Source organism: Erythrobacter sp. S43 (assembly GCF_057364955.1).
On record NZ_CP200285.1, the window covers coordinates 1,260,055 to 1,276,634 of the forward strand.

The following is a 16,580-nucleotide window of genomic DNA, read 5'->3' on the forward strand; positions in this document are numbered from 1 at the left end:
TTCTTTGCCTGACGTTACGTCACCGCTACGTTCGCTTCGAGTTTCAGTCGGAGGGATCTATGAGCCGGGTAGCAATCGTCACAGGGGGAACGCGCGGGATCGGGGCAGCCATCTGCAACCGCCTCAACCGGCAAGGTCACACCGTCATCGCCAATTACGGCGGCAATGATGAAGCCGCCGCCGCCTTCTCGAAAGAAACCGGCATTCCCGTGGCCAAGTGGGATGTGGGCGATCACGAGGCGTGCCTTGATGGCTGTGCCAAGGTCGAAGAAAAGCACGGACCGGTCGATATCGTCATCAACAATGCCGGCATCACCCGCGACGGCACGCTGCACCGGATGAGCTTTGACGACTGGAACGACGTGATGCGCGTCAATCTGGGCGGGTGCTTCAACATGGCGAAAGCGACCTTCCCTGGAATGCGCGAGCGCAAGTGGGGCCGCATCGTCAATATCGGCTCAATCAACGGGCAGGCAGGCCAGTATGGCCAGGTGAACTATGCCGCTGCGAAATCGGGCATTCACGGCTTTACCAAGGCGCTCGCGCAAGAAGGCGCGAAATTCGGCGTCACCGTCAACGCGATCGCGCCCGGCTATATCGACACCGACATGGTGGCGGCCGTTCCCGAGCCGGTGCTGGAGAAGATCGTCGCCAAGATCCCGGTGGGCCGTCTGGGCCAGGCCGAGGAAATCGCCCGCGGCGTCGCATTCTTCACCAGCGAGAACGGCGCTTTCATGACCGGCTCCACCATGAGCATCAATGGCGGCCAGCACATGTATTGAGCCTCGGCAGATTCAAGACAGCGGCACGAACCAGTATTCGCGCTCGACTGTTTTGCCGAAGTCTTTAGCCTGCTTGATTCGAGTGGTGATGCTAACCGACATGCCGGGTGCATAGTCAGGACGCGAGGTACTGGAATACAGGCGGACTTCGTAGTCGATCCTTCCCGTGGGGGCGTGAACGGTAAAGCTCAAAAGCCCGGTGTCTTCGCGGATGGCCCCACTACCGTGTCCGGGATTGATCGGATTGCATTTCATCCATTTCCAGACCTGCTCCGGCGTACCCGTTGAGCTCACCGAAACCACAGACCCGTCTTTGCAGAACCGCAGGTAGCTGAAATACCCTCCCTCAGATAAAGGAGCATCTAGCGCTTTGCCGTCAGCGCGATGCCAGTACAATCCATCAGTTTGTAGTCCCAACCGCTTGGCAGCCCGGAAGTGGGATTTGAGCGCGGGCAGCTTCTTGCGCTCACCCTCGCGTTCCGCACTCTCAAGTGTTTGTATTGATGGGCCATCGGAAAAGGCAGAAAGTGGCCCGGTTGCAATCATTGAGAAGACGTAGATCAAATTGAATGACATGCCATCCAGCCTAGTCGAAGCTCTGGAAAATCAAAATGTTTCTCTTATCACTTCGTTAACCAACACGAGCTACCTTTCGTTATCCATGAATGGGACAACCGAGGTGCGGCATGACGACGCAAGTGAGCACAGACACTGGAGCCGATGGCGCTGATCAGCGCGAGGCAGAACGTACCGAGCTTGAACTGCGCCCAGCCAAGCTGGTGTGCCAGAGCGGCGAGTATTACTGCCAGATCCGCGATGTCTCGACGCTCGGCGTCGGGCTGGCCTTCCTCCACAAGGTCCCTCCGGAACCACGCATGATCCTGCAACTGGCCGACGGCTTCACCTACCCGGTCGAGCGCGTGTGGATCGGCAAACGTCAGGCCGGTTTCCGCTTTGCCGCCGATGTTTCGCTAGAGGAGTTCATCGGAGACGAAAGCGCGCAGGAGCCTGCCTCTCTCAACCTCAAGATCGCGGCGCCCGCCAAGATCGTTGACGGACGCAGCAATACTTTCGGTCAGACAATTGAACTTGGGCGAGACAGCGTGCGGATTGAGTGCACCGACGATCTGCCCTTCAATCGCCTGTTGGCGTTTGAACTAGATGGCTTGCCTGACCAACTGGCCGAAGTGCGCTGGAAAGACGGCAACCATTTCGGCCTGCAATTCCAGCACGCCCTGAGCGAAGAAGAGTTGGCGCAATGCGCGCTGCACCTGCAACCGTTCGGCACTTCCTTCCCGAGCGGCTTTGCCGGTCTGCTCAGCGCAGCTCGCGCGGCCTGACACACAGCATTTCACTCTGCTCACCGGCGGGCAAAAATGCTACTGATGGGCAATGAAAATTCACCAAGCATTGTGCCTAGCTTTAATCCTCACGGGGATTGCTGTCCCCGCAATAGCGCAATCGCCAGATTATGTACTTCGGAGCGAATACAGTACCCAGTCAGGTAGCCTCGAAGGTGGCAGCAAAAGCTCCGCATCGGGCGGCGCTGTCCTCGCCGAGAGGATAGTTGAGACCGATGGCGATAACGTGCGGATCGAATACTCCATCCCGGCAAATCCAGAAGACATTCGCGGAAACGCGATGTGGATGTATCCGGCGCTTGTCCGGGTCGGCTCCGATGGCTCCAAACAACTCGAGAACACGAAGGATATCGAGACCCGCGTAGACAATTGGCTGGCCGATGCAGGGTGGACCCGCGAATTGTGCTCGGCCCGCTTCTTCACATGGACAGCACAGCAAATCCTGTGCGAACCCGAAGCCGTTATCGAGGAGATCGAGTCCTTCGGAATGCGCCCCGGTCCAATCGAGGCTGGCACAACAGTCTACCTTCCCCATCACGGTGTTTCGGTGACTTTGGAACAAGTAGACGCATCAGGCGCATTCCGGCGCTTCCGCGGTGAGGCTAAAGTAAACGGAGCGTTCGTGAGACAATCCGCGATCAAGACCGATCTGGCGGTAGCGGAGATGACTGGCAGGACGCTGACCGAAGAGCAAGCCGCCAAGCAGAACAGTGATATTGACGCGAGCGGGACCATATCATTCGAGATTGCTGTCGATTCAGCAGGCCTCGTCTGGGAACGCGCCGAAACGGTTGACGCGATTGTTACAGGCCGCCCCACTGGCGACGAGCGACGCGAAAGTAAGGCAGTTGTGACCAGAGTGCGTTATGCCGACTGGATAGCGGAGTAAGAGGCCTATAGTTGAAGGCACCAAGGCGCATCACGAGCGTTGATTGCGTATGACCGGGCCCGCAAGCGATTCACTTTCTGAAGCTGAAGCCAGCGCCATCGTCGAGATGGCGCTGAGCGATCATGTGGCTTTTTCGCAGATCGAGGATCAGTACGGTCTGGGCGAGAAGGAAGTGAAGGCGCTGATGCGCGCACGGCTCAAACCGGGCAGCTATCGCGCATGGCGCAAACGGGTGCGGACGTTCTCGGACCGGCGCGAGCATTACAAATAGCGGTGGGCGACACGGCTTTCCGGCCTTGCTATCAATCCGGCCATGCACACGCCGCCCTATCACCCGCCGGTCAAACGCTCGATCCAGATCGCCGGTCACAAAACCAGCATCAGTTTGGAGCCGCTGTTCTGGGAAATGCTGAAAGCTGAGGCGGCACGGCGCGACGTGCCCATCAGCGCATTGGTCGCGCAGATAGACGCCGAACGGATCAAGGCGGAGACACCGCCGGGTTTGGCGAGCGCTATCAGGGTTTGGCTGGTAAGCCTGAGCTAGTCGTCCCCGACACGCTCGATATTCGCGCCGAGCAATTGGAGCTTTTCCTCCAGCCGCTCGTATCCGCGATCGAGGTGGTAGATGCGACGTACAGTTGTCTCACCCTCGGCCGCCAGCGCTGCGATGATCAGGCTCATTGAAGCGCGCAAGTCGGTCGCCATTACTTCCGCGCCGGTCAGGTCGACCGGGCCATTGACGATCGCAGTGCGTCCCTCGGTTTCGACATCGGCGCCCATGCGAGCCAATTCCGGCACGTGCATGAAGCGGTTCTCAAAGATCGTTTCCTTGAGCACGCTGGTGCCCTCGGCCTTGCAAAGCAGGCTCATCAATTGCGCCTGCATATCCGTGGCAAGGCCCGGAAACGGCGCGGTGGTCAGGTTTGTCGGTTGCAGCGGCCCGTTAGACCGGACCGTCACGCCTGTCTTGTCCTCTTCCACCTCGAGCCCGATGTCGCGCAAGGCGGTGAGTGTCGAACCCATATCCGATCCGCTTGCGCCTTCGAGCCGCACATCACCGCCTGTGATCGCCGCCGCGCAGGCATAGGAGCCCGCTTCGATCCGGTCAGGCATCACCTTGTACGTCGCGCCGTTCAAGCGTTTGGCGCCGTGAATGGTCAGATCGGATGTGCCGATGCCTTCTATTTCCGCGCCCATTGCGACGAGGAGGTTGCACAGGTCAACAATTTCCGGCTCGCGCGCCGCACCGGTCAACCGGCTGGTGCCGTTGGCGAGGACGGCGGCCATCAGCGCGTTCTCGGTCGCACCGACGGACACGACAGGAAAATCGAAATCGCCGCCCGGCAATCCGCCATCAGGCGCAATCGCCTTCACATAGCCTTGCGCCAGCTCGATCTCCGCACCGAATGCTTCGAGTGCCTTGAGGTGCAAGTCGATCGGCCTGTTACCGATAGCGCAGCCGCCCGGCATCGAAACCGTCGCCTCACCCATCCGCGCCAGCATCGGGCCAAGCACAAGGATCGAAGCGCGCATTTTGCGCACCAGATCGTACGGCGCGACAGTCGAAGTGACACGCGCGGCCTGATACGTGACCACACGTCCGAAATCTTCGGGCCGGTTGTTGCCCTGAATGCTGACGGTAACGCCAAACTGGCCCATCAGATGCTGGAACCCGTCAATATCCGCCAGACGCGGCAGATTGCGCAGAGTCAGCGGCTCCTCCGTCAACAAAGCGCAGGGAATGAGCGTAAGCGCAGCATTCTTTGCGCCTGAAATGGGGATCGTGCCCGACAGGCGATTCCCGCCATGAATGATGAGTTTGTCCATGGAGCATTGCCTTAGCGGATCGCGAAATTCACGCAACTGACGCCATATGCGTGTTTGTGGTCATTGACCTGAACGCATGTGAACGGCACGAACGTTTGCAGACTGAAACCAGAAGCCTTCGTGAGGCCAATTATGACGTCCCATAAGCCAATCAAGAAAGCCGTTTTCCCCGTTGCGGGGCTTGGAACGCGGTTCCTTCCAGCGACCAAAGCGATCCCGAAAGAGCTTTTGCCGATCGTTGACCGTCCGCTGATCCAATACGCGGTGGATGAAGCGCGCGAGGCCGGGATCGAGCAGATGATCTTCGTCACCGGTCGCGGAAAAACCGCCATTGTTGAGCATTTTGACGTCGCTTACGAGCTCGAAGACACGATGAGCGAACGCGGCAAGGATATGGGCGTGCTGGAGCCGACTCGTGCGACACCGGGCGATATCATCACCGTCCGCCAACAAGTGCCGATGGGTCTGGGCCATGCGATCTGGTGCGCACGCGCGATTGTGGGGGATGAGCCTTTCGCGATCTTTCTGCCCGATGAGCTGATGATCGGCAAAAAGGGCGGGACCGGCTGCATGAAGCAGATGGTGGATGCCTATAATGAAACCGGCGGCAATCTCATCAGCGTGCTCGAAGTGCCGATGGAAGAGGTCTCAAGCTACGGCGTGATCTCTCCGGGCGCTGAAAAAGGCACACTGACCGAGGTCACTGGTCTGGTCGAGAAGCCGCCGGTTGCCGAAGCGCCTTCGAACAAGATCGTTTCGGGCCGCTACATTCTGCAGCCCGAAGTAATGCGCACGCTGGAAATTCAGGAAAAAGGCGCTGGCGGTGAAATCCAGCTGACCGACGCGATGGCCAAGATGATTGGTGACCAGCCGTTCCATGCCGTCACCTTTGACGGCAATCGCTATGACTGCGGCAGCAAACTGGGCTTTGTCGAAGCAACCCTCGCACTCGCTCTCGAACGCGAAGACATGGGTGCCGATGTGCGCGCCATGGCGCAGCGCCTGCTTGGAGCATAGGCAGTAGAAAACCCCCGGACAGCACTTAACCGTCCGGGGGCTCCACCTGGGTCAGTGACCAATTACTCGGCGGCTTCTTCCGCCGGGGCGTCACCAGCATCGTCCTCGATCGCCTCACCCGCTTCCTCCATCAGCGCGTCGGCGAGATAGGAGGTCGGTTCGGCGTCGCTCTTCTCGGGAGCATCCGCTGCGGCCTGCACCAGTGATCCGAGCGAAGAGCCATCAAGGCCAAGCTCTTTCATCAGGCCATCGAGCACCGGTGCCTGGGCGCGGTAAGCAAGTGCCGCTGACACCGCGTCAGTAGCCAAGTTTCCCGAGCCACCGCCGGCGCCTGCACCACCGCCATTCGAGCCGCCACCGCTTTGGGTAAGCCCATCGACCTGTACGATCTTGATCGAGTCGATCGCCTCCATCGGCTTGGCGCTCTCTTTGATAACCTCAGGCAGCACGCGCAGCAGGGCAAGCTTGGTCTGCAGGCTGATCTGCTCCATCGAGAGGATGTTGGCTGCCTCGTTGACCGCTTGCTGACCGGCGGCTTCAACTTCGAAGCGCACGCGGTCGGCTTCGGCACGCAGCACTTCGGCGTCCGCGTCACCCTTCGCCTCAAGCCTTGCGGCTTCGGCGCGGTTGGTTGCAGCGTCTTTTTCTGCTTCGGCTTCCACCTTGATCTGGATTGCATCACGTTCGGCAACCTTGGCCGCTTCGATCAGCTCGATCTTCTTCTGACGTTCAGCCACCTCACTCTCGCGAGAGGTAACAACCTGCTCTTCTGCCGTGACCGCTTTGGCGCGGGCAGCATCTGCTTCGGCCTTGGCCTGGCTTTCTTCGCGCGACTTGTTCTGGACAGCGATCTGCTGTTCCTGACGGGCGATCTCAAGTGCGCGGGTCTGATCGATCCGGGCTTCTTCAACCAAGCGGTCTGCCTCGATCTGCTGCGCATCGACCTGCTTCTTGGCTTCAATCTTCGCAGCATCTGCTTCGCGCTGGCGTTCAGCCTGTTCACGAGCGATCTCAGACGTCTGCGCGGCACGGCGGACCTCAACCTCGCGCTCTTGCTGGAGCCGGGCATATTCGGTGTCACGCCCGATCTCGAAAGACCGCTGATCGGCTTCGAGGTTCTTGGTCTCCATCTGGACACGGGTGTCCTGCTCAATATCGTTACGCAGCTTCTTGCGCGCTTCGATCTGTTCGGTGAGCTTGGTCAGACCTTCGGCGTCAAACGCGTTGTTGGCGTTGAAGTGCTCGATGCTGGTCTGGTCAAGGCCTGTCAGAGATACCGATTCAAGCTCCAGACCGTTCATCGCCAGATCGTTCGAAGACACTTGCTGCACCTTCTGGACGAAGTCTGCGCGCTGCTCGTGCAGCTCGTTCATGCTCATCCCCGCCGCGACCGAGCGGAGCGCGTCAACAAACTTACCTTCGACGAGATCCTTGAGCAGTTCCGGCTGCATGGTGCGTTGGCCCAGCGTTTGCGCAGCCATAGCAATCGAACCTGCATCAGGCCGGACGCGGACGTAGAATTCCGCTTTCACATCGATACGCAGTCGGTCGAGCGTGATCAGAGCCTCGGCATCACGGCGAACAACTGCCAACACCAGCGTGTTCATATTCACTGGCATGGTTTCATGAAATACCGGAAAAACAAGCGCGCCGCCATTCATCACGACCTTCTCACCACCAACGCCCGTCCTAACAAATGCAATCTCTTTCGAGGCGCGGCGATACAGTGACGTCAAAAAAGCAAAAACAACAAAGAGAAGCACTAGCCCTATTCCGGCCCACATCCCTGCCTCAATCAAAGTATCCATATTTTCTCCTGTTCGTATGTGCGCTTCGTTGGCTTTCGGGGTGGCCATCTCACGCGAATAACAACCTCGACTATTCGAGGCCTAGCAATGGGTTTTCGTACTGGGTGGCAAAGAAGATCTCGCCTTCCTTGCGCACCAGCAAGACGGTTTCGCCTTCGACCAACGCCGCATCGGGATCATGCGGTTCAACCATCACAAAGTGCGGCTGACCAAATTCGTCGATCACTTTGGCACGGGCGGGCGAACCTATGCGCGCGGTGCCAACCTGAATTTCGGCATCGCGGCGCACTAGACTGCGCGTATCGACCGCGCTCGTCTCGTCCTGCGGCAAAAGGCGCGCTAGTGGACGGGTAAGCAGGCCGTTTAAGGGCAGCGCCGCTACGCCTGCCCCCAGGCTCGCGATCACCATGTTGAGCGGTGATCCCAGCAGAGCGATTGCGGTCTGTTGCCCCGCCACGCCAATCGCGGCGAACAGGAACAGAAGGACCACCAACCAGATCAGGAACGGCACCCGGCCAAGGCCGAGCAGACCCATTACACTCTCGACCAATCCACCGCCGGCAAGGCCATCGGGCGCATCCACATCGAAGTCGAAATCGACATCGGCTTCGGCGCTTTCAAAGACATCACCAATGCCAATCACCTGCGCCACTGCGATGAACAACAGCACGATGATCGCAATCGCAAATGGTAGGTTATGCGGCTCCAAAAGTGTCATGGTGCCACACCCGCACAAAAGCGCACCGCAAAGTCAGCGGTAGTCCTGGTCCTGATTTTTCCCATGAACGTACAATTAACATAATCGCGGACAAAAGACCAGATAATTCGCACCTGAGTCGCGATAAAACACGATGCGAAACTTTTGTTCGCACTTACTCTTGTTTTATTGCTTTTTGACCCCATATACAAAACTTAGGTTGGCGTGATCTTGAGCGGAAGCGTTTTTAGCCCGCCGACGAAAGTACTGGTGGATCTCCGCGCTTCCCCAATACGCTCGACGGTCTCAATCCGGTCTAGCAACACCTCGAACAATATCCGGATCTGGAGCCGCGCCATATGCAGGCCAAGGCATTGGTGCGCGCCCGCCCCGAAGGCGAGATGGCGATTAGGCGAGCGGCTGGCATCAAAACGTCGTGGATCGTCAAATTGGGCCGGATCGTGGTTGGCTGAGACATAGTTCAGCATCATCCAGTCACCCGCTTTGATCTGCTGACCACCCACTTCAACATCCTCGGCTGCTGTGCGCATGAAGTGCTGTACCGATGTGGTCCAGCGGATCGCCTCTTCAACGATTCCGGGAAGCAGTGAGCGATCGGCTTTGACCCGGGCAAACTGCGCGGGATCATCAGCCAATGCTTGCATGGCACCTGACATGGTGGCCGATGTCGTATCGTGCCCGGCGGCGGCCATGATGATGTAGTATCCTGCCATGTCGCGATCTGGCAGCGGCTTACCGTCCACCTTGGCGTTGGCGATGACGCTCGCGACATCGTCGGTCGGGTTGGCACGGCGCTCGGCTGCGATCCCAGCGAAGTAATCCTCAAAGCTTTTGACGGCGCCGGATACCAACTGGAGCACCTGTTCAGGCGTCATATTCGCCATTCCGCTGCCCGAAAGGTCTGCGTCCTGCCCTCCAAACATCTGCTGCGTCAGCATCAGCATACGCGGCTCGTCTTCTTCTGGGATGCCAAGAATCTGCATGATCACACGCAGCGGCATCGGAGCAGCCACGGCCGTCACAAAATCCACCTCGGGCCCGTCAGCAAGCATAGCATCGACCAAACGCTCGGCCAAAGCGCGGATTTCACCCTCGATCAGTTTGAGATTGCGCGGCATGAACCATTCCTGGGTCAGCTTGCGATACTTCGGATGGATCGGCGCATCGAACACGACAAGGCTATCGACCAACATGTTCGATCCAGTTGCCGCGCGCGAAAACTCGGTCGCTTCGCGAGTGGCGAACACGACCGGTTTGGGATTGTTGAGGAAGGTCGCATTGTCTTTCGAGATGCGCATGACGTCATCATAGCGCGTAATCAGCCAGAACGGCTCGAAACTATCATCTTCGGCGATGACCTTGGCCACCGGAGCCTCTTCGCGCAGGCGGTCAAACAGATCGAGCAAACCACTCCATTCGGCATAGCTTTCGGGCGCGATAACAGCGCGCGCGACATCATTCGGTAGAACCGCTGGAGCGCCCGCCATCAAGCGTTCTCCTTGGCTTCGAATTCGTCGCGCAGCTCACGTTTGTAGAGCTTGCCGTTCGCCTCACGCGGCAGATCCGGGCGGAAATCGAACAGTTTGGGCATTTTGATTTTGGAGAGATTGGGGGCGAGGAAGTCGCGCAGCTCGGCCTCAAATGCGTCACCGGCCACACCCATGTCCATCGGCTGCACCACAGCGACCACCTTTTCGCCAAGGTCGGGATCGGGCGCACCGATCACGGCGGCATCCATCACCTTGTCATGCGTCACCAGCAGGTTCTCGATCTCCTGCGGATAGATGTTTACGCCGCCCGAAATAATCATGTGGCTCTTGCGGTCGGTCAAGAAGAGGAAGCCGTCTTCATCAACATGACCGATATCGCCCAGCGTCATCCAGCCATGCGCATTCATCGCCTCTTTCGTCTTCGCCTCATCGTTGTGATAGGTCGGCAGCAGGGCGTTTTCGAAATAAATCAGGCCGTCTTCACCTGCCGAGGTCTCCTCGCCATCGGGGCCGCAGACGTGCAGTGTGCCATAGATCGCCTTGCCCACAGTGCCTGGGTGGGTGAGCCAGTCTTCCGACTTCACCAGCGTCATCCCGATACCTTCGGAACCGGCATAGTATTCGTTGATGATCGGCCCCCACCATTCGATCATCTCTTGCTTGATCGGCACAGGACATGGCGCAGCGGCGTGCAGCGCGCGCTGGTGGCTGGAGAGGTCATACTTGGTGCGGATGGCCGGATCGAGCTTGAGGAAGCGCACGAAATGGGTCGGGACCCACTGGCTGTCTGTGACCTTGTGCTTTTCGATCGCGGCGAGTGCGGTTTCGGGTTCGAACTTCTCCATCACCACGATCGTCGCGCCTAGACGGTGGGCGACCGAGCACCAGCCAATCGGGGCGGCATGATAAAGCGGCGCGGGTGAGAGATAGACCATCGATCCATCGGCAGGCATCCCAGCACCCATGATCGCCAGACCCATAAGCGGAACTGCCGCTTGCACGTCAGGATCTTCAGGAGGCGCCGGGCGGATGCCTTTTGGGCGCCCGGTGGTGCCCGAAGAATAGAGCATGATCATGCCAGCGCTCTGGTCCGCAATTGGATCAGCAGACTGCGCGGTCAGCGCCGCTGCGTAGTCATCGCCCACCACCAGCACCTTCAGATCGGGAAGCTCGGCCCTGATCCCTTCGAGCACATCGGCGTAGGCAGTCGATGTGATCAACAGTTCGGTTTTACTATCGCGAAGAATATAGGCGATTTCTGGCGCGGTCAGACGGGTCGAGACAGGCACAAGCATCGTGCCCGATCGCTGCGAACCCCAGATAATCGGAAAATACTCGATGCGGTTCTCCATCAGCACCGCAAATGCATCACCTTCGCCCACGCCGTTTGCTCGCAGCAGCTGGGCAAAACGGTTCGATGCCGCGTCCATTTCGGCATAGGTCATTTGCTCGCCCGATCCGGCCATAATGACTGCGGGATGATCGGGACGGTTCGCGGCGTGCGCGATGGGGTGCATGCTCATGTATCTCTCCGTTGCCTGGTCCTTGCAGGGACTCAGGGTATCTCTCTCAATTGAGAAACCTAACGGGGAGCCGTTAGCCCGCAAGCAAAATCGGCAGGCATGAACATCTCAAACGCGCACAAAAAAGGCGGCGGGAAAACCCGCCGCCATAACTCGGACACCCTCTCCAATGTCCGACCCGCTCATTGGCGGGTGAAACTGTGTCGGGCGCTTATTCGCCGCCCTGACCGCCGCGACCGCCTTGGTAGGCGACCTGCGCGTCTGTTTCTTTCATATATGGAATTGGATTGACTGCAACCCCGTTCACGCGGACCTCATAGTGCAGGTGCGGGCCGGTGGAGCGTCCGGTCGATCCGACATAGCCGATCAGATCGCCCTTTTTCACTTTTTCGCCAGCAGCAACAGCAAGGCGCGAAAGGTGCGCAAAGCGAGTCTGAAGGTCGCCGCCATGTTCGATGCTGATGTAAAGACCGTAGCTTGAGAACCAGTCTGCACGCGAAACGGTGCCATCTGCAGTCGCGTAAATCGGCGTGCCGGTTGGCGCAGCCAGATCCACACCCTTGTGAGCGCGGCGCTTACGCAGAACCGGGTGGTTGCGCATGCCGTAGCTGCTGGTCAGGCGCGAGTTATAAAGCGGCATACCCGATGGGATCATAACAGGCGAACGCGCCCAGTTAGTGGCCTGCGTCCGCTCTTCCGGTGTGCTTGGACCGCTCTTGTCCAGTTCAACCCACTGCGAAAAGGCATCGCGGAATTTCGGATCGCCCAAGGTAAGGCTACCGGCCTGCGCGTCTTCGACCGGTACGGTCACTTCAGCGGCAGAATTTGCGTTGGCAGAAGTCGAAGCGATTGCCGGAGAGGCAATCATGGCAGCGGCGGCACAAATTGCGCCTGCTACCTGGGACATTCGCTTAAAAAGCGTATTCATTCGTAACCCGATCCTATTCAGTGCGGCGTTTTCGCCTGCAGGTTTTCGAGGCATTTGGCGAAGCAGCGTGTCCCACCATGCTGCGTTGCAGCCAATGCCGTGTTCAAACCGACAAAAAGTCCGGCCTGAGCGTGTGATCGTGAGTTATTGCGGCGATTCGTTAATTCGCAACATCAATGTAGAATTCGCGCGGCAGTCCGGCTGCGAGACGCGCTGAGTCGTTGAATGGCGGCTTAACCACTCCTCTGAAATGCTCGCGAACGAGGGATTTCCATAGGTTTTCGGCCGATTCACCACGCGATTCACAAACCTTCAAAAAGTGCTTTGAGCCGAATCGAACATGGCGAATTTCGTCGTCAAGGATGCGGGAAAGGATCTTCGCACCATTTTCGTCTCCCGCGGCCTCTACCCGCTCCAAAGTTGACGGCGTGACGTCAAGTCCGCGTGCTTCGAGCACCATCGGCACGATTGCTAGCCGCGCTGCAACATCGTGGCGTGTGGTGTGAGCAGCCTGCCACAGGCCAGCATGGGCAGGAAGTGCGCCATAATGACTGCCCAAGCGTTCCAGCTTTCGCGCTAGCAGCGCGTAATGCATCGCTTCATCAGCTGCGACATGGAGGAAGTCGGAAACGAACTCCTCGCCCATAATCTCGCCGAACCGCCCTGCCATATCGAGCGCGAGGTCAATCGCAACGAACTCGATATGCGCCAAGCTGTGCCAAAGAGCGATGCGCGCGCGTTCGGAGCCGAACTTTCCGCGTTTGGGCATCTTGTTTGGCGGCAGCAGCTCAGGCGCATCGGGCCATGCAGGCTGGTCTGGCATGGGCTCGTCAAACACAAACGCTAAATCGCCCCGCCGCCAGCGCCGCGCGACATCGCGGGTTGCGAAGCACTTGGCGCGCGGATCAGCCGTCAACAGTGCGGCGCGGATGGCGGAAACGACGGATTGCATGGATGGCGTGACTTAGAGCGCCTTGGCTGCGGCCAGCACTTCTTCAGCGTGACCTTTGACCTTCACCTTGTTCCAAACCTGCGCGATCGTACCGTCGGCATCGACGAGATAGGTGGTGCGGACCATGCCCATATAGGTCTTTCCGTACATCTGCTTTTCGGTCCAGATGCCGAGCGCGTCGGAAAGCCCGCCCTCTTCCGCATCTGTCGCGAGCGGGGTGGTCAGTTCGTGTTTGGCGATGAAGTTCTGGTGTTTCTTCGCGCTGTCCTTCGATACGCCGAGCAGCTCAACACCGGCCGCGTCAAAGTTACCTTTCAGCGCGGTAAAGTCCTTAGCCTCGGTGGTGCAGCCCGGCGTGTTGTCCTTGGGATAGAAGAACACGACCAGCTTCTTGCCCTTGAAATCGGATGGCCTGACGGTGCCACCATCGGGGGTGCCCATTTCGATATCGGGCATTGCATCGCCTGCTGCGGGGAAAGTGCTCATAATTCGTGGCTCCAGTCAGAATTCGGGAATGTCTGTTAGGGTAAGCGTTTCGTCGAAGATCGCGTTCCAAACTTCGGCGACGCTTTGGCGCGCTTGGCCAAACTTTTGCAAGAGGTCTTCGTAGCTATCCGCACGGCACGCGCCGGCGAGCGCCTTCGCCGCGCTGGAAGGAGGCTCTGCTCCGCCGGGTGCAAGAAGGCGGCTCGCGATCAACAGCCGTGCCATCAGGTCATGTGCAGGCAGTATCGCCTCTGGCAGCAAATCTGCGTCAATCATGGCGGCGATCGCTGTGCCTAGATCGGGCGCGAAGGCTTGCGGGTGGGTGTCGACTAGCACGCTACCGTCTGGTTTGCGTCCCTTGAGCTGCAGATAGTGCAGAATGAACTCCAAATCGACTAGCGCGCCTCGATGCAGCTTTGCGTCGAGCGGACCGGAGGGATGTTTGTGCTTTGCCATTTCGCTGCGCATCCTGCGCACATCATCGCGCAGCGCGGCGTGGTCACGCTTGGCCTGGAGCACCTCGTCCATCACGGTGTCGAGCGTTTGGCGCCCCTTCGGCGACCCATAAAGCACGCGCGCACGCGCAAGGGCCATGTGCTCCCATGTCCACGCGGCCTCGCGCTGATACTTGGCGAAGGCATCACAACCCACCGCAAGCGGCCCTTGCGCGCCCTGCGGCCTCAAACGCGTATCGACTTCATAAAGCGCCCCTTGAGCCGTCGGCACCGACAAGGCAGCGGTCACGCGGCTGCCAAGGCGGTTATAGTAATGGGTCGCGCTTAGCGGCCTTTCTCCATCGGACTCTGCCGCATAGTCACCAGTGAACAGATAGATGATGTCGAGATCGGACGAATGGGTCAGGGCCCCGCCGCCCAGCCTACCCAGTCCCAGAACCAGCAGCTCGCTTTCGGGAATCGTCCCGTGCGCCTGAGCGAATTCAGCGACGGTCAGTTCAGCAGCCAATTGCAATCCGGCCTCAGCGGTACGCGACAAAGCTTGCGCGATTTCGAGCGGGTCCTCGTTCACTTCGATCAGCTGGATACCAAGCGCAAAACGGATTTCCCCGGTCACCAACCGGATCGCATCAAGCATCGCTTCGTAGTCATCGCGCGAGGCAGCGAGGGTGATACGCTCTTTGATGTCCTCCACTGATCCGGGCAGTTCGCGCGCATTCCGGTCAACCAGCGTATCGAGCAATTCCGGGCGGCGCGCCAGCTCGTCAGACAGACCCGATGCGAGAGTCAGTGCGGCAACCAATCGGCCCATCAGACGCGGGCGCGCATCGAGCAGGCGGAACAGTGTGATCGCTGAGGGCGCGCGTTCAAGGATGCTCTCCCACCGCGTTATGGCTCGCGGTGGATCGTCGCTGGCGGCAATCGCGGCGAACAACTTGGGCAGCATTCGGTCGAACGCCTCGAGCGCCTGTGGAGAACGCAGCGCCTGAAAACGCCCGTCGCGCCAGCCCTTGATCCGTGAGGCGAGACGCTCGGGCTCTTCGAAGCCGAGTTCAGCCAACCAGTCCTTTTGTCCGACTGCTTCTGGCGCGGGAGCGGGAGCGGGCGTCGTCTCGCCGATCAACGCATCGTATATCGCACCGGTGCGCGCGGTGAGTTCGGTCAACTCCGCCACAAGAGCTGCGCCATCATCCAACCCGTCGAGCCACGCGACATTGTCCAGCGGATCGCCTTCGGGCAGCGCATGAGTCTGGCGGTCGTTGACCATTTGCAACCGGTGCTCGATCTGGCGCAGGCGATCATAGCCTTCGCCCAGCACCTGTGCTGCCTCGCGCTCGATCAGCCCCGCCTGTGCCAGCGCATCCAGAGCCGCGCGCGTCCCGCGTACCCGCAAGGACGGATCCCGCCCACCATGGATGAGCTGGTGTGTCTGCGCGTAGAATTCGATCTCGCGGATGCCCCCGCGCCCTTTTTTGACGTCGAAGCCGGGGCCTGGCTCCTTTGGGCCATCATGGCTTGCGCGAATGCGGCGGGTTAGTTCGCGAATTTCCTCAACAGCGCCGAAATCGAGCGCGTGGCGCCAGACAAACGGCTGGATCGCATCAAGGAAAGCCTCACCTGCTTTGATGTCGCCTGCTGCTGCACGGGCTCTGGTGAATGCGGCACGTTCCCAAGCCAACGCCGCGCCCTGATAATGGGTTAGCGCCGATCCATACGGCACGACCAACGGACTGATCTCGCTTGCCGGGCGCAGCCGCAGGTCTACGCGCAGCACGTAACCTTCACCCGTGTTTTCGGACAGCAGCTTGAGCACGCGCCGCGCGTAGCGCTGCGCCACATCGCCCGGATCATCGCTCTCGCGCCGGGTTAATGTGGCTGGATTATAAAGGAGGATGGGGTCGATATCTGAGGAGTAGTTCAGCTCTCCTGCCCCTTGCTTGCCCAATGCGAGTGCGATCAGACCGGACGGATCATCCTCGCCGGTGCGCTCTTCGATGGCCTTGCGGATCGATCGGTCGAGCGCGCGATCGGCAAAATCGGTCAATTCCGCCACAACTCGTTCGAGCCCAAATGCGCCCGCCAGGTCGGCAATGGCCACGGTGGTGGCGAGGGCCAATCGCTCGCGTCGTAAAGCAACCCCGATGTCGTCATGCTCAGCTTGCTTTCGTGTCCACTCAAGCGCAGCATCGACATCACTATCAGCCAGCAATGCAGCAAGCTCAGGCTGGCGATCGAGCGCGCGTGACAGGAACGGCGCATGCGCCCTCGCCCGCTCCAGCGCGCCGTCCCAACCTGTCGCTCCCGTTAACGCCATACCATCTCTCTTGCAGCGCCCCCGCCGCTC

At 59.4% G+C, this 16,580-nt stretch carries 16 protein-coding genes; 6 read left to right on the forward strand and 10 right to left on the reverse strand.

The annotated features are described in order from the left end of the window. Positions 1-59 precede the first annotated feature (59 nt). On the forward strand, positions 60-782 hold the full coding sequence (gene phbB / locus AC0V6K_RS06050; protein ID WP_472625583.1) for an acetoacetyl-CoA reductase: 723 nt from the start codon (positions 60-62) through the stop codon (positions 780-782). A 12-nt stretch (positions 783-794) separates the two neighbouring features. On the opposite strand, the gene AC0V6K_RS06055 is transcribed toward phbB, so the two are convergent. After that, positions 795-1,358, reverse strand: a complete 564-nt coding sequence (locus tag AC0V6K_RS06055) for a hypothetical protein (protein ID WP_486172582.1) — start codon at positions 1,356-1,358, stop codon at positions 795-797. Positions 1,359-1,468: 110 nt separating this feature from the next. On the opposite strand from AC0V6K_RS06055, the gene AC0V6K_RS06060 reads away from it, so the two are divergent. The 4 genes from AC0V6K_RS06060 to AC0V6K_RS06075 are packed head-to-tail and all read left to right on the forward strand — an operon-like array spanning position 1,469 to position 3,576. Beyond that, the gene (locus tag AC0V6K_RS06060; protein WP_472625586.1) at positions 1,469-2,122 is read left to right on the forward strand and encodes a hypothetical protein; all 654 of its coding nucleotides are present in this window, start codon (positions 1,469-1,471) and stop codon (positions 2,120-2,122) included. Positions 2,123-2,174: 52 nt separating this feature from the next. Next, positions 2,175-3,032: a hypothetical protein gene (locus AC0V6K_RS06065; RefSeq protein ID WP_472625588.1), complete on the forward strand. Its 858-nt coding sequence runs from the start codon at positions 2,175-2,177 to the stop codon at positions 3,030-3,032. 49 nt (positions 3,033-3,081) lie between these two features. Next, positions 3,082-3,303 (forward strand): DUF2805 domain-containing protein, encoded by a 222-nt coding sequence (locus tag AC0V6K_RS06070; RefSeq protein WP_472625590.1) that lies wholly within the window; start codon positions 3,082-3,084, stop codon positions 3,301-3,303. 42 nt (positions 3,304-3,345) lie between these two features. Continuing rightward, positions 3,346-3,576 carry a ribbon-helix-helix domain-containing protein gene (locus AC0V6K_RS06075; protein WP_472625592.1) on the forward strand — a complete coding sequence of 77 codons (231 nt, stop codon included), beginning with the start codon at positions 3,346-3,348 and terminating at the stop codon, positions 3,574-3,576. Here AC0V6K_RS06075 and murA read toward each other — a convergent pair. Then, positions 3,573-4,859 carry a UDP-N-acetylglucosamine 1-carboxyvinyltransferase gene (murA, locus tag AC0V6K_RS06080; RefSeq protein WP_472625594.1) on the reverse strand — a complete coding sequence of 429 codons (1,287 nt, stop codon included), beginning with the start codon at positions 4,857-4,859 and terminating at the stop codon, positions 3,573-3,575. The genes AC0V6K_RS06075 and murA overlap by 4 nt on opposite strands. Before the next feature lie 132 nt (positions 4,860-4,991). Here murA and AC0V6K_RS06085 point away from each other — a divergent pair, with 132 nt between their 5' ends. After that, positions 4,992-5,876 carry a UTP--glucose-1-phosphate uridylyltransferase gene (locus AC0V6K_RS06085; RefSeq protein ID WP_472625596.1) on the forward strand — a complete coding sequence of 295 codons (885 nt, stop codon included), beginning with the start codon at positions 4,992-4,994 and terminating at the stop codon, positions 5,874-5,876. 62 nt (positions 5,877-5,938) lie between these two features. Here AC0V6K_RS06085 and AC0V6K_RS06090 read toward each other — a convergent pair whose 3' ends face one another. The 8 genes from AC0V6K_RS06090 to glnE all read right to left on the reverse strand — a co-directional run bounded on the left by AC0V6K_RS06090 (position 5,939) and on the right by glnE (position 16,550). Continuing rightward, positions 5,939-7,684, reverse strand: a complete 1,746-nt coding sequence (locus AC0V6K_RS06090) for a flotillin family protein (RefSeq protein ID WP_472625598.1) — start codon at positions 7,682-7,684, stop codon at positions 5,939-5,941. 70 nt (positions 7,685-7,754) lie between these two features. Next, entirely contained in the window at positions 7,755-8,402 is a 648-nt protein-coding gene (locus tag AC0V6K_RS06095; RefSeq protein WP_472625599.1) for a YqiJ family protein, read from the reverse strand. 194 nt (positions 8,403-8,596) lie between these two features. Further along, positions 8,597-9,889 (reverse strand): cytochrome P450, encoded by a 1,293-nt coding sequence (locus AC0V6K_RS06100; protein WP_472625601.1) that lies wholly within the window; start codon positions 9,887-9,889, stop codon positions 8,597-8,599. Next, complete coding sequence (locus AC0V6K_RS06105) at positions 9,889-11,409, reverse strand: acyl-CoA synthetase (RefSeq protein ID WP_472626038.1); 1,521 nt, start codon at positions 11,407-11,409, stop codon at positions 9,889-9,891. Before AC0V6K_RS06105 ends, AC0V6K_RS06100 begins: the two co-directional genes overlap by 1 nt. A gap of 217 nt (positions 11,410-11,626) precedes the next feature. Beyond that, positions 11,627-12,322: a M23 family metallopeptidase gene (locus AC0V6K_RS06110; RefSeq protein WP_472625603.1), complete on the reverse strand. Its 696-nt coding sequence runs from the start codon at positions 12,320-12,322 to the stop codon at positions 11,627-11,629. Between the two features lie 181 nt (positions 12,323-12,503). Beyond that, positions 12,504-13,295: a ferritin-like domain-containing protein gene (locus tag AC0V6K_RS06115; RefSeq protein ID WP_472625605.1), complete on the reverse strand. Its 792-nt coding sequence runs from the start codon at positions 13,293-13,295 to the stop codon at positions 12,504-12,506. A gap of 12 nt (positions 13,296-13,307) precedes the next feature. Further along, the gene (locus AC0V6K_RS06120; protein WP_472625607.1) at positions 13,308-13,781 is read right to left on the reverse strand and encodes a peroxiredoxin; all 474 of its coding nucleotides are present in this window, start codon (positions 13,779-13,781) and stop codon (positions 13,308-13,310) included. Between the two features lie 15 nt (positions 13,782-13,796). Next, a complete protein-coding gene (gene glnE, locus AC0V6K_RS06125; protein ID WP_472625609.1) occupies positions 13,797-16,550 on the reverse strand; it encodes a bifunctional [glutamate--ammonia ligase]-adenylyl-L-tyrosine phosphorylase/[glutamate--ammonia-ligase] adenylyltransferase in 2,754 nt (917 codons plus the stop codon). Positions 16,551-16,580 lie beyond the last annotated feature (30 nt).

Coding starts and splice junctions, on each gene's coding strand:
- murA (WP_472625594.1), bottom strand. CDS start 4,859: ATGGACAAACTCATCATTCATGGCGGGAATCGCCTGTCGGGCACGATC.
- AC0V6K_RS06100 (WP_472625601.1), bottom strand. CDS start 9,889: ATGGCGGGCGCTCCAGCGGTTCTACCGAATGATGTCGCGCGCGCTGTT.
- AC0V6K_RS06115 (WP_472625605.1), bottom strand. CDS start 13,295: ATGCAATCCGTCGTTTCCGCCATCCGCGCCGCACTGTTGACGGCTGAT.
- AC0V6K_RS06065 (WP_472625588.1), top strand. CDS start 2,175: ATGAAAATTCACCAAGCATTGTGCCTAGCTTTAATCCTCACGGGGATT.
- AC0V6K_RS06055 (WP_486172582.1), bottom strand. CDS start 1,358: ATGTCATTCAATTTGATCTACGTCTTCTCAATGATTGCAACCGGGCCA.
- AC0V6K_RS06120 (WP_472625607.1), bottom strand. CDS start 13,781: ATGAGCACTTTCCCCGCAGCAGGCGATGCAATGCCCGATATCGAAATG.
- AC0V6K_RS06110 (WP_472625603.1), bottom strand. CDS start 12,322: ATGTCCCAGGTAGCAGGCGCAATTTGTGCCGCCGCTGCCATGATTGCC.
- AC0V6K_RS06075 (WP_472625592.1), top strand. CDS start 3,346: ATGCACACGCCGCCCTATCACCCGCCGGTCAAACGCTCGATCCAGATC.
- glnE (WP_472625609.1), bottom strand. CDS start 16,550: ATGGCGTTAACGGGAGCGACAGGTTGGGACGGCGCGCTGGAGCGGGCG.
- AC0V6K_RS06085 (WP_472625596.1), top strand. CDS start 4,992: ATGACGTCCCATAAGCCAATCAAGAAAGCCGTTTTCCCCGTTGCGGGG.
- AC0V6K_RS06105 (WP_472626038.1), bottom strand. CDS start 11,409: ATGCACCCCATCGCGCACGCCGCGAACCGTCCCGATCATCCCGCAGTC.
- phbB (WP_472625583.1), top strand. CDS start 60: ATGAGCCGGGTAGCAATCGTCACAGGGGGAACGCGCGGGATCGGGGCA.
- AC0V6K_RS06090 (WP_472625598.1), bottom strand. CDS start 7,684: ATGGATACTTTGATTGAGGCAGGGATGTGGGCCGGAATAGGGCTAGTG.
- AC0V6K_RS06095 (WP_472625599.1), bottom strand. CDS start 8,402: ATGACACTTTTGGAGCCGCATAACCTACCATTTGCGATTGCGATCATC.
- AC0V6K_RS06070 (WP_472625590.1), top strand. CDS start 3,082: ATGACCGGGCCCGCAAGCGATTCACTTTCTGAAGCTGAAGCCAGCGCC.
- AC0V6K_RS06060 (WP_472625586.1), top strand. CDS start 1,469: ATGACGACGCAAGTGAGCACAGACACTGGAGCCGATGGCGCTGATCAG.